Here is an 11,954-nt window from a genome sequence, read left to right on the forward strand (position 1 = left end):
ATGTCGCTCACCTGGACGGACCACGTCACGGGCCGTCAGGGGCACCTGGTCGTGGACCGCCTGGTACGCGGTGTCTCCAGCGGCGGGCTGCGGATGCGGGCGGGGTGCACGCTGGCCGAGGTCGCGGGTCTGGCGCGGGGAATGACCATGAAGGAGGCGCTGCACTACAACCCGGAGGGCCGTTACGTCCCGCTGGGCGGCGCCAAGGGAGGCATCGACTGCGATCCCCAGGACCCGGAGGCGTACGGCCTGCTCGTGCGCTATCTGCGTGCCATGCGCCCGTACATCGAGAACCACTGGACCACCGGGGAGGATCTCGGCCTCACCCAGGATCTCGTCGACCGGGCGGCGACGGAGGCGGGCCTCGTGTCGTCGATCCAGGCGGTGTACCCGCTGCTCGACGACGAGGAGGCGGCACGCCGGCGGCTGGCGGACGCGTTCGCAGTCGAGGTGGACGGCATCGGCCTGGACGAGCTGGTCGGCGGCTGCGGGGTGGCCGAGTCGGTGCTGGCGGCGCTGGACCGGGCCGGGACGGCGTACGCGGGTACCCGGGTCGCCGTGCAGGGCCTCGGCACCATGGGCGGGGCCACGGCGCGGTTCCTCACGCGCGCGGGGCTGCGTGTCGTGGCGGTCGCCGACGTGAAGGGCACGATCGCCAACGCGGAGGGGCTGGACATCGAGGCGCTGCTCGCCGCGCGGGACACGTACGGCACGGTCGACCGCTCGGCCCTGCGTCCCGCCGACCGTGAACTGCCCGGTGACGCCTGGCTGTCCGCGGGAGCCGAGGTACTGGTTCCGGCCGCGGTGTCGTACACCGTCGACACCGTCAACCAGGAGCAGATCACGGCCCGTTGGATCGTCGAGGCGGCCAACATGCCCGTCCTGCCCGAGGCGGAGAAGCTGCTCGCCGCGCGCGGGGTCACGGTCCTGCCGGACGTCGTGGTCAACTCCGGTACCAACGCCTGGTGGTGGTGGACGCTGTTCGGGGACATCGGGGCCGACGCGGAGGAGGCGTTCGCGTACACGCGCCGCTCGATGCGCGCCCTGATCGACCAGACGCTCGCCCGCGCGGAGACCGATGGCTCGACCCCGCGGGCTGCCGCACACGCCATCGTCGCGGACCGCCTCCCCGAGATCGCGAACCGCTTCGGCTGGTACCGCTGAAACCCCGTCCGCACCGTGGCCGGCGCCGGCCCCGTGCGGCCGGTAACCACCCCTCCGGCCCCGAGCGGCCCCGGCCACGCAATAGGGTTGCCCGGTGGCGAGAGTGCGGTTGGGTGTGGCGGAGCGGCGGCAGGAGTTGCTGCGGGCCGCCATCGGGCAGATCGAGGAGCGCGGTGTGTCCGCGGTGCGGATCGCCGATGTGGCGAACGCGCTGGGCGTGAGCAACGCCCTGGTGCTCTATCACTTCTCCACGAAGGAGAAACTGGTCGCCGCCGCGTTCACGTACGCCGCCCAGGACGACCTCGCCCATCTGCGCAAGCTGCTCGGCCGCCGCACGACGGCCCTGCGGCGGCTGAGGGCGGCCGTGCGCTGGTACGCGCCGACCGGACAGGCGAAAGGCTGGCGGCTGTGGATCGAGGGCTGGGCGGTGGCCCTGCGCGAGCCCGCGCTGCGGGACGTCACCCGCGAACTGGACCGGCAGTGGAAGGCCGCGCTCACCGAGGTCATCGCCGAGGGAGTGGCCGCCGGCGAGTTCCGGTGCCCGGACCCGACGGCCACGGCGCTGCGCCTGACCGCCCTGCTGGACGGGCTGGCCGTGCAGATGACGGCGTACCCCGGCGCGGTCTCCCGCGCCCGCACCCAGCAGTGGGTGGACGAGGCACTGGCCCGGGAGCTGGGACTCGACCACGTCGAGCCCCAGACCATCCAGCCCCAGACCATCCGGCCCCGAACCCCGGATGCCTGAGGCAACCATCCCTCCGGCGTTCAGGGATCTCCACTCCCGAAGGTTCAGGCCACCGCCTCGATCCACGACTTGATGTCGTGCGGAGACAGGCTTCCCTTCGCCTCCACACGGTCGCCCGAGGACTCCCCGCGCAGCCGCCGGCCGATCCACGGCACCAGGTACTCACGCGCCCAGTGGATGTTGTCCCTTCGCATCTCCAGCGTGCCGCGCGGCGGCAGCACGGGCCAGGGCTGGTCCGGGTCCGCGGGAACCTCAAGGCCGAGGACCTGTCCGGCCCGCAGGGCGACCCGGGTGTGACCCTCGGGCGAGAGATGGAGCCGGTCGCCGTCCCAGGCCCGCCGGTCCTGGATGGTCTTGAGGGACCACAGGTCGAGCACCGGACAGTTGTACCGGTCCGCGATGGCCCGCAGATGCAGGTTGTACGTGGCGATCTTGCCCCGCATGTGCCGGAGCACGGGTACGCCACGGGTGTCGAAGCCGGTGGTCACGAGGACCGTGCCGACGGCCGACGTGAGGTCGGCGACGGCACGCTCGTAGCGCTCCGCGACCTCGTCGGGATCGGTGCCCGGCCGGATGATGTCGTTGCCGCCCGCGCAGAAGGAGACCAGGTCCGGCGCGAGCTCCCTGGCCCGCCGCAACTGGTGCTCGACGATCTGGTCGAGCAGCTTCCCGCGAACCGCGAGGTTGGTGTAATCGAAGTCGCCCTCGGGCCGCCGGTCCGCGAGCAGTACCGCGAACCGGTCGGCCCAGCCGACGAACGCCCCGTCCGGGCCAGGGTCGCCGACGCCCTCGGTGAAGCTGTCCCCCACCGCCACGTACGACCCGATCACTGATCTGTTGTCGTCTTTCGAATCGTCTGCCACGTCGGCCCATGATTCACCTTGGGGTGTGACCTACGCGACCGTAGGCAGGGGTTGACGCCCGGTGAGATAAGCCACTCGTCAAGTGTTGGTCAATCCCGGAATAAGGGCCGCGTTCAGTGACGTTGCCGCAGCTCCCGGACCTGGAAGTCCTGAATCGCGAAGTGGCTCCAGGTGGTCCGGAAGGCGAAGTGCCCACGGGTGTACGGCTCCGGGTCGGTGTGGTCGAAGACGAGCCGTCCGTTGTTCCACCACCGGACGGTGGACCCGTCCGAGACGATCCGGACCCTGTTCGGGCGGTTGGCCGTGAGCAGGGGTTCGGTGTAGTCGAGGATCAGCGGCCGTAGGCCCGCCTCACCGACGTAGCGGCGCAGCCTGGTCGTGGTGTTGGAGTTGGCCCCGTAACCGACGTAGTACGTCCTGAGCTGGTCGTACTCGGCGAGCGCGCCGGCGCGGGGCGTGGCGAAGAGGTCGTCGGGCGACCGCGCGTCCGTGGCGTTCCAGAAGTTGTTGAGGTCGGAGACGCGGTCGTTGGCACCGCCCGCGGAGACCGGTGTGGCGATGTACTCGATGACGTACGGCCCCCGGAGCGCGCGCCGGAACCAGACCGTCGCGCCGCTGGGCACGTCGATGTCCAGGACGCCCCGGGAGGCGGTGACGCTGCCGCCGTCCTGCAGCTCGGTGACCCACTGGCCGAGCCCGTGGCGGAAGTCGTCGCGGGCGATGAGCCGGCCCCGTCCGTGGCGGTCCGCGGCGCTCGCCTGCTGTCCGGGCACGAGCGCCGCGAGACCGGCACCCGCGGCCAGCGCTCCGAACGCTCTGCGTGTGGTCGTCAGGCGAGTCGTGCGGGTCATGCGGGTCATGGCGGGGTTCCTCCGGGGCTCGGGGGGTCGGGAACGGGGTGATCCGACGGCAGCGGCAGAAAGCGCTTGCGCAGACCACTGGTCACTGTGCCGCCCCCGACGCCCCGTGTCGATGCTGCCGGTGTTTCAACCCCGTGTCGTACGCACCGGGTCAGAGACGGCAGCTGATTTCGAGGCCGTCCTCAACGGGGAACGTGACGCTGTGGTAGCCGTTCGCGGTGTCACGGACGTGGTCGAGGTAGGGGCCGAGGTCGGGCAGATCCACGTCGTCGGCGACGACAAGGGTGCCGGGCGCGATGTATGGCTCCAGGAGCCGCAGGACGGGCAGGCAGAGATCCTTCCACCCGTCCAGGAACAGGAAGCCGACCGGCTGTCCCAGTCCGGCGAGCGTCTGCAGGGCGTCGCCCTCCAACACGGTGATCACGTCGTCGAGGCCGGTGGCGGCGAAGGTCTCGCGGGCCGACGCCGCCTTGGTCCGGCTCATCTCGGTGGTGACGACCCGGCCGGTGCCGTTGTCGCGGACGGCGGCGGCCAGGTGCAGCGTGGAGATGCCGTACGAGGTGCCGAACTCGACGACGTTGGCCGGCCTGGTGGCGCGGACGAGGTTGTAGAGCAGTTTGCCGCCGTCGGCGGAGACCGGCATGTAGATCTCCTGCGCCGCGTCGGCGAGTTCCTGCGCCGTCCGCGAACCCCAGTCCTGGGGCCGGTCGTTCCGCAGGCGTGCCACGGTCTCGTCGTCACGGGCAGCGGCTTCGAACATACGGGTCAGGGCGGCGGAGACACCGGGTTCCGCGAGGGTGTACGGAGGTGTGGGCATGACGCTGACTCCTTCGGGCGATGCTGATGTGCAGTTCGGGTGGGGTGGTGCGGGGCGGGCGAGGGAGGCGTGAAGGGCGTGCCGCCCCCGACGCTTCACCGGGCCCGCTTCTCGGGCCGCGCGGCGCCTGTGACCGTCAGGCCGTGTACGCGCCCGCGTCGATGTCCGCGAGCAGCGACGGCCCCGTGGGCTCCCAGGACAGCAGGCGCCTGCTCGCGTCGCTGGACGCGGTCATGGTGGAGGCGAAGAAGCTGCCGACGAAGCCGAAATGAGGGCCGGCGTCCTGCGGCGCGACGGAGGCGACCGGGAGGCCGAGGCTGCGGCCGATCGCCTCGGCGATCGCCTTGGTGGTGACGGCCTCCTCGGCGACGGCGTGCAGACGCGTCCCCGCGGGCGCCCGCTCCATGCCGAGGCGGACGAGGCGGGCCGCGTCGTCGTGGTGCACCGCCGACCAGGCAGCGGAGCCGTCGCCGACGTAACCGGAGACTCCCTTCTCGCGGGCGGCCGCGGTGAGGAAGTTGACGAACCCCCAGTCGCCGTGGCCGTGGACGCTGGGCGCGAACCGCGTGATCACGGTCCGCACGCCTCGGGCCACGTACTCCAGGGCGAGGTTCTCGCTGCCGCCCCGGTTGGAGTCCGGGCCGACGGCCGGAGAGACGTCGTCCTCGATGGCGGGCCGCCCTTCCACGAGGCCGGAGAGAGGCGCGGCCACCACGAACGGGCGGTCGGTCCCGGCGAGGGCGTCGCCGAGGGCCCGGATCGCGGCACGTTCGGAGCGGTCGGACTCGGCGGGGTCGCCCCAGTCGTGCTTGTTGGCCAGGTGGATGACCGCGTCCGCCTGGTCGGCGCCCCGCCGCAGCGAGCCGAGATCGTCCAGGTCGCCGCGGACGACGCCGACACCCTTGGCCGCGAGGGCCTGCTCGGCCCGGTCGGACCGGGCCAGGCCGATGACCTGGTGGCCCGCGGAGACAAGTTCGCCGACGACGGCGGAGCCGATCCAGCCGGTCGCTCCGGTGACGAATGCACGCATGCGCGTGACCTCCTTCGCCCTGAGAAGGGCAGTGAAAAAGACACAGGAAGGGGTGGAAAAGAAAAGACAGGTGAAGGGTGGAGACGGGTGCGGGAGTGGGCGGGACCTGCCTGAGCACAGCGCTGACGCCAGGTCAGGTCAGGTCAGGTCGGGTCGGGTCGGGTCACAAGGTCGGGTCGCAAGGACAGGGCGCGTGGATGCACCGGCGTTACCGCGGGACGGGCGGCACCGGGCCGGACATCACTTCCGAGTCACCGTGCACCGTAAAGGTAACACATACGAGACACGATGCCTCGTATAGAGTTGCGGCATGGTGGATGGAAGTGGCCGCGGACGGCCCCGCAGTGAGAGCGCACGGGCCGCCGTGCTGCACGCCGTCGACGACCTTCTGGTGGAGGTGGGGTACGCGGCCCTGACCATGAAGGGCATCGCCGAGCGGGCGGGCGTGGGCCGGCAGACCGTGTACCGCTGGTGGTCGAACAAGGCGGAGGTGCTCTACGAGGCCAGCGCCATCGACGCCCGGGAGGAACTGTCCGTGCCCCGGAGCGGCGATCCCCGCATGGACCTCAAGGCCTATCTCGACGCCCTCGTGACCTTCCTGGCCCGCTCCCACGCGGGCGCGGCCTACCGCGCCCTCATGGGGGAGGCCCAGCACGACGCGGAGGTCGCCGCGCTGCTCGCCTCCCGCGACATCCTCGGGGAGAGCGCCTCGGAGGTGGTGGAGGCGGTGCGCGAGCCGAGCGACACCGCCCTCTCGCTCGAACAGGCGACGGCGCTCCTGATCGGCCCGCCCTTCTTCCACCTCCTGACCGGGCGCAGCGCGGACGATCTCGACACCGAACAGCTCACGGAACAGTTCGTGCGCGCCCTGAACCATCCGGATACCTGAGACGCCCCTCCGCCTGGCCGTCGCCCGTCGCCCGTCGCCGGGCCCAGGACATGCCGAAGGCCGGACCCCGGGGATCACAGGGTCCGGCCTTCGGAGATCTACGTCGGTCGACGCGCGCAGGCGTCAGCCCGCGTCAGACGGCGTCATGCGGCGTCATGCGGCGTCAGATGGAGACGCCCTTGGCGCGCAGGTACGCCAGCGGGTCCACGTCCGAGCCGTAGTCCGGGGTGGTGCGGATCTCGAAGTGCAGGTGCGGGCCGGTCACGTTGCCCGTGGCGCCCGAGAGGCCGACCTGCTGTCCGCCGGTCACGGTCTGACCGGCCGAGACGGAGAGGGAGGACAGGTGGGCGTACTGGGCGTAGTGGCCGTCGGCGAGCTGGATGACGACCTGGTTGCCGTACGCGCCGCCCCATCCGGCGGAGACGACCGTGCCCGCGCCGACGGACTTGAGCGCGGTACCGGTGGGCACCACGAAGTCGACACCGGTGTGGTAGCCACTGGACCACATGCTGCCCGACATCTTGTACGAGGTCCCGATGGACGCCCCCGCGACCGGCAGCGAGAAGCCGGTGGCCGTCGAGGTGTCCGCCGCCTTGGACGCCGTGGTCGTCTTCTTGGCCGCGGGCTTCTCGGCGGCCTTGGCGGACGACTTGGAGGCGGTGGAGTCGGAGCCGGAGCCGGACGTCGCCGCCTTGCCGCCGAGGGCGAGCTTCAGGCCCGGGTGGATGAGGGACGGGTCGCCGCCGATGGACGTGCGGTTGTCCGAGTACAGCTTCTTCCAGCCGCCGCTGACGTCCTGCGTGTCGGCGATCTTCGACAGGGAGTCGCCCGAACGCACGGCGTAGGTCCTGGTCGTGGTCTTCCTCGCCTCGGTGTTCGCGCCGGCCTGCTTCTCGGCGGTCGGAGCGGCAGCGGCGGACCCGCTCGCGATGTTCGAGACGTTCGCGGCGCTCGCCACGGAGTCGGCGGCGGTCTGCGGAGTCGCGGCCTGCGCTCCGGTGGCACCGAGCAGCGGGAGGGCGAGAGCCGCGCCCCCGGTTCCGGCCACGGCTATGGAACGGGAGAAACGCGGGGACTTGGGACGGCGGTGCTTACCCTTCGCGGGCATGACGAATTCCTCTCCGGCGCCTGCGAGGTGAGCTGTCGGGTGCGAGCTGGAGATGCCCGGCCGTGCTTTCGCACGACTTAACCCCAAGCCGTTCCGGAGACCGGAACAGGCGTCTTACCTGTGGGTCCCCCGCTCCTGCCACGTACGGGTGAGTGCGGATTCCGGGCGGCGGCAGGATTGGGCGTCCGTCCGGATTGGAGGTGAACGTAAGCGACATGAAGAGGCGCAAACAAGCTTGGGGGTTTCCTGTGTGCCCCGTTTTCTTGATCCTCGACCGGAATACCGGTCACCCTGTGTGAATGCGGTCTATCCACCGCTTGTTAAAGCCCTGCAAACAAAGCGGACTTACGTGAGCATGGCGACAGCGGAACGTCACGGATATGACGCTGCTCACCCAGGGCCGCCCCAGGAGCCTTCACTCCGGCGCGAGTTGGAACGAAGGCTCCATTACGGACACAACAGTCACATGCGACGCAGTCGGATAACTGCCGCATCGAAGTCGCCGCGCAGCCCGGTCCGCAACCCGTGGTGCAACAGCACCGCGCCTCGGTGGACTTCGCCCGTTTCGAGGCATTCGTACGATGCCGACGGGTCGAGCCCCCGCAGCCGCACCGGCAGGGACGGCTCGCCGTAGTGCTGGGCCTGGAGCCAGGCGAGGACGACGACCTCGCCGTCACGGACGTACTGGACGGCGCTCAGTCCGCCCTCCGGCGCCCGCAGCCGGTGAAGCTCACCGCCCTGCACGACGGGCCTGATCTCCTTGTACAGCTCCACCCAGGTCCGCGCCTCGGCCAGCTCCTCCTCGGTCCAGCGGGTGAGGTCACCGCCGACGCCGAGCACCCCGGCCATCGCGCTCACGAACCGGAAGCGCAGCGAGCTGACACGTCCGTTGAGCTGCGCGTTCGGACTGTCGGTGACCCAGGCGGCCATGGCCCGCGCGGGATGCACCTGGCTGAAGCCGTGCTGGATGGCGAGCCGGTCGAGCGGGTCCGTGTTGTCGGAGGTCCACACCTGGTCCGTACGGGCCATGATCCCTAGGTCGATCCGGCCGCCGCCGCCCGAGCAGGACTCGAAGGCGACGCCCGGATGGGCCGCCCGCAGCCGGTCCAACAGCTTGTACAGGGCGTGCACATGGTCCACCCACAGCCGTTGCGGGTAGCCCTCGCCGGGCCAGCCCGCGTCGGTGAAGGCGCGGTTGAAGTCCCACTTCACGTAGTCGATCGGCGCGCTGGAGAGGAGCGCGTCGAGCTGTTCCCACAGGTATTCCTGGACGTCCTCGCGGGCGAGGTTGAGGACGAGCTGATTGCGCAGTTCTGTCCGCTTTCGTCCCGGCTGGAACTGCACCCAGTCCGGGTGCGCGCGGTACAGCTCGCTGTCCGGGTTGACCATCTCGGGCTCCACCCAGATGCCGAACTGCATCCCCAGCCCGTGCACGTGGTCGCCCAGCGGCTTCAGGCCGCCCGGGAAACGGTCCCGGTTGACCGTCCAGTCGCCGAGGCCGGCCCGGTCGCTGGTGCGCGCCCCGAACCAGCCGTCGTCGACCACGAACAGCTCGACACCGGCCTCGGCGGCCCGGCGGGCCAGCGCCCGCTGCTGCTCCTCGGAGATGTCGAACTCCGTGGCCTCCCAGGAGTTGTAGAGCACGGGCCGGTCCTGCTCGGCGTCCGGGATCACGTACGCGCGCTGGTACGCGTGCCAGGCGCGGCTCGCCCCGCCGAAGCCGCCGTCGCTCCACAGCCCCGCGAAGACGGGAGTGACGAAGGTCTCCCCCGGCTGCAGCCGCAGCAGGCCCGAGTCGTCGTACCCGGCCCCGCCGGTGATCTGCACGCGCGCGTCGGGCAGTTGGGCCACCGCGATCCGCCAGGTGCCCGACCAGGCGAGGGCGCAGCCGTAGACCTCGCCCAGCTCCTCGGTCGCCGTGCCGTCCGCGTCCAGGGCGACCCAGGGCAGGTGCTGGTGCCCGGTGTGCCCGCGCCGGCTGCCGATGATCTTCTCGCCGTACGTCAGCCCGGAGCGCACGAGACGGGACTCGGCGGCCCACCGTCCGTGCAGCTGGGACAGCCGCCAGCCGTCGCGCTGCGGCAGCGTCCAGGTCGCGGAGTCGGCGCGCAGCACCTCCAGGGCGGGTCCTTCGTTGGCGAGGGTCACCCAGCGCTCGATAACGTCGGTGCCGGCCCGCATCCGGTAGTGCAGGGTGATGCCGAGCCCGGAGTCGGAGAACCGCAGCCGCAGCTCGTCACCGCCGGCTCCCTCGGCCGCCTCCCCCTCGGCGGTCTCGCCGCCTTCGGTCTCCCCGCCGGCGGTCTCGTACCCCTCGAAGCGCCATTCGGTGCCGCGTCTCTCCGGCGTGCGGACCGACAGCGCGGGCCGTACGAAGCGGGGGCCGCCCTCGACCGGGTACTCCTCGTGGCCGTCGAGGGTCGCCTCGAACGCCCAGTACTCGGGACCCGGGCCCGCGGCGAGCGCCTCGGTGTCGGGGAGCGCGATCCTCGGGCCCCAGTGCAGATGAAGCAGCTCGTCCTCGTCACCGAGCCGCAGGCCGTAACTGCTCGTGGGTCCCGAAAGAAGCCACGTACGGCCGTCTGCGCCGATCTCTACCATCAAGCCCTCACATATTCGAACAGGCACGCTCAAGCCTCAACATCATCAGGGCCGACCTGCCCTTCGGGCAACGCCTGTGGACAACTCATTGGCCCACGAACCGATGTCGTATCGTCGGATACGCACCTCGCCGACGAGCCGCGTCGGTGGCCGAGGGGAGGAGCCCCCGTGACGCAGCAGGTCCCGTCGACCGAGCCCGAGCTGACCGGCGTACGCAACTTCCGCGATGTGGGCGGCCTGCCGACGGTGGACGGCCGGCGGGTGGCGTACGGACGGCTGTTCCGCAGCGGCCACCTCGCGCACGCGACGGCGTCGGACGCCGCGTTCCTCGCCTCGCTGGGGCTGCACACGATCTTCGACTTCCGCAACGCGGCCGATCAGCGGCTGGAGGGCGCCGACGTCGAGCTGCCCGGAGTGCGCAATGTGAACCTGCCGCTGACGGACCCCGCCGACGGCGCCGAGTTCTGGAAGATGGTCCGCGACGGGAACCTGGACGAGCTGCGCGAGCTGCTCTCGGACGGCCGGGCGGCGAACCGCATGATCGCGTCCTACCGCACGATCATCAAGGAGCGCACGGCCGAGCACCGCCAGGTGCTGCACGCGCTGGCCGAGGACAGCGTCCCGGCCCTGATGCACTGCGCGGCGGGCAAGGACCGGGCCGGTCTCTCCGTCGCCGTGACGCTCCTCGCGGTGGGCGTGGAGCGCGAGGCCATCGTGGCGGACTACCTGGAGTCGAACGCGGCGCACCGCCGCTACAAGGTGCACCGCAGCAGCTCCGCCTCCTCGGCGTACACCCCCGAGGTGATGGAGCTGCTCAGCCCGCTGTTCGACGCCCGCGCCGAGTACCTGGCGGCGGCGTTCGACACGATCGAGGAGACGTGGGGCGGGGTCGACGCGTACCTGGAGCAGGCGCTCGGTGTGACCCCCGAGATACGGGAGCGGCTGCGGCAGCGGTTCCTCGACTGACCGGGCCGCCGCCCTCGTCCGCTACTGGTTCTGGGCCCCGAGCGTGAACAGCAGGTAGATGAAGGCGGCGAAGACGTGCCCGACCGCCACATAGATGATGAGCCGAACCCACAGCGCGCGCGGGAACTTCTCCTCGATGTCCTTCATCAGGATTCTCCTGGGGTCGTCGTGGTCGTCGTCGGTCCGAGACACAGGGCGGCCGTCGGACTCTGCAGCAGGGTGTGTACGAAGAGGAGTTCGGCCCCGTCCTGGTCCGCGGCGGCGATCCGGTGCGGGGTCAGCGAGTCGAAGTGGGCGCTGTCGCCGGGTTCGAGGACGTGTGCGGTGTCTCCGAGGCGCAGGCGCAGCCGTCCCTGGAGGACGTACAGCCACTCCTCGCCGGGGTGGACCCGCACGATGTCGCCCTGCGCTCCGTAGGGGACGTGCACGCGCAGGGACTGCATGCCGCGTCCGGCGGCGCCGGCCTGCCAGTACGTCCAGCCGCCGGCCTTCGTGGGCTCCATGTCGGCGGAGCGCATGACGGCGTCCCGCTCGGTGACCGTCTCACCGAGCAGGTCGGAGACGGTGGTGCCGTAGATGCGGGCGAGGGCGAGCAGCATCGGCAGGGAGGGCTGGCGCTGGCCGGTCTCCAACCGGGAGAGATGCGCGGGGGAGAGTCCGGCTGCCGCCGCCGCGGACTCCAGGGTGAGGGTTGCGCGGCGGCGCAGGGCGCGTAGCTGGGGGGCGACGGTGGGGTGCGTACCCTTGTCAGGGTTCATGTGTCCATTGAGCCGCAGCCTTGCCTCAGAGGCAAATAACTTGCCCGAGAGGCAAAAGGTGCGGGTGCGCTGTGGCTGGCCGCGCAGTTCCCCGCGCCCCTCAAAGACAAAAGATTGCGCCGTTCCCCGCGCCCCTGAGGGGGCGAGGGCGCA

12 protein-coding genes and 1 riboswitch are annotated in these 11,954 nt (G+C 71.0%); of the genes, 4 read left to right on the forward strand and 8 right to left on the reverse strand.

The window, feature by feature from the left end:
* Entirely contained in the window at positions 1 to 1,164 is a 1,164-nt protein-coding gene (locus C6Y14_RS29710) for a glutamate dehydrogenase (RefSeq protein WP_107020104.1), read from the forward strand.
* A 94-nt stretch (positions 1,165 to 1,258) separates the two neighbouring features.
* Positions 1,259 to 1,909 (forward strand): TetR/AcrR family transcriptional regulator, encoded by a 651-nt coding sequence (locus C6Y14_RS29715; RefSeq protein ID WP_199854903.1) that lies wholly within the window; start codon positions 1,259 to 1,261, stop codon positions 1,907 to 1,909.
* 44 nt (positions 1,910 to 1,953) lie between these two features.
* On the opposite strand, the gene C6Y14_RS29720 is transcribed toward C6Y14_RS29715, so the two are convergent.
* From C6Y14_RS29720 to C6Y14_RS29735, 4 genes are all read right to left on the reverse strand, one after another.
* Positions 1,954 to 2,739: an SGNH/GDSL hydrolase family protein gene (locus C6Y14_RS29720; RefSeq protein ID WP_107019941.1), complete on the reverse strand. Its 786-nt coding sequence runs from the start codon at positions 2,737 to 2,739 to the stop codon at positions 1,954 to 1,956.
* Positions 2,740 to 2,885: 146 nt separating this feature from the next.
* Positions 2,886 to 3,605, reverse strand: a complete 720-nt coding sequence (locus tag C6Y14_RS29725; protein WP_199854915.1) for a DUF6250 domain-containing protein — start codon at positions 3,603 to 3,605, stop codon at positions 2,886 to 2,888.
* 178 nt (positions 3,606 to 3,783) lie between these two features.
* Positions 3,784 to 4,449: an O-methyltransferase gene (locus tag C6Y14_RS29730; protein WP_107019942.1), complete on the reverse strand. Its 666-nt coding sequence runs from the start codon at positions 4,447 to 4,449 to the stop codon at positions 3,784 to 3,786.
* 136 nt (positions 4,450 to 4,585) lie between these two features.
* On the reverse strand, positions 4,586 to 5,479 hold the full coding sequence (locus C6Y14_RS29735; RefSeq protein ID WP_107019943.1) for an SDR family oxidoreductase: 894 nt from the start codon (positions 5,477 to 5,479) through the stop codon (positions 4,586 to 4,588).
* Between the two features lie 310 nt (positions 5,480 to 5,789).
* Between C6Y14_RS29735 and C6Y14_RS29740 the strand changes: the two genes are divergently transcribed.
* Positions 5,790 to 6,368, forward strand: coding sequence for a TetR/AcrR family transcriptional regulator (locus C6Y14_RS29740; protein WP_107019944.1), 579 nt, complete (start codon positions 5,790 to 5,792; stop codon positions 6,366 to 6,368).
* Positions 6,369 to 6,531: 163 nt separating this feature from the next.
* On the opposite strand, the gene C6Y14_RS29745 is transcribed toward C6Y14_RS29740, so the two are convergent.
* The gene (locus tag C6Y14_RS29745; RefSeq protein WP_107019945.1) at positions 6,532 to 7,476 is read right to left on the reverse strand and encodes a M23 family metallopeptidase; all 945 of its coding nucleotides are present in this window, start codon (positions 7,474 to 7,476) and stop codon (positions 6,532 to 6,534) included.
* A 2-nt stretch (positions 7,477 to 7,478) separates the two neighbouring features.
* A riboswitch (cyclic di-AMP (ydaO/yuaA leader) is annotated at positions 7,479 to 7,654 on the reverse strand.
* A gap of 284 nt (positions 7,655 to 7,938) precedes the next feature.
* Positions 7,939 to 10,077: an alpha-galactosidase gene (locus C6Y14_RS29750; protein ID WP_107019946.1), complete on the reverse strand. Its 2,139-nt coding sequence runs from the start codon at positions 10,075 to 10,077 to the stop codon at positions 7,939 to 7,941.
* Between the two features lie 168 nt (positions 10,078 to 10,245).
* Between C6Y14_RS29750 and C6Y14_RS29755 the strand changes: the two genes are divergently transcribed.
* Positions 10,246 to 11,043: a tyrosine-protein phosphatase gene (locus C6Y14_RS29755; RefSeq protein ID WP_107019947.1), complete on the forward strand. Its 798-nt coding sequence runs from the start codon at positions 10,246 to 10,248 to the stop codon at positions 11,041 to 11,043.
* 21 nt (positions 11,044 to 11,064) lie between these two features.
* On the opposite strand, the gene C6Y14_RS29760 is transcribed toward C6Y14_RS29755, so the two are convergent.
* Positions 11,065 to 11,190 (reverse strand): DUF6126 family protein, encoded by a 126-nt coding sequence (locus C6Y14_RS29760; protein WP_107019948.1) that lies wholly within the window; start codon positions 11,188 to 11,190, stop codon positions 11,065 to 11,067.
* On the reverse strand, positions 11,190 to 11,801 hold the full coding sequence (locus C6Y14_RS29765; protein ID WP_107019949.1) for a helix-turn-helix domain-containing protein: 612 nt from the start codon (positions 11,799 to 11,801) through the stop codon (positions 11,190 to 11,192). Before C6Y14_RS29765 ends, C6Y14_RS29760 begins: the two co-directional genes overlap by 1 nt.
* Between the last annotated feature and the right edge of the window lie 153 nt (positions 11,802 to 11,954).

The organism is Streptomyces dioscori (assembly GCF_003024195.1).
Lineage (GTDB): Bacteria > Actinomycetota > Actinomycetes > Streptomycetales > Streptomycetaceae > Streptomyces > Streptomyces dioscori.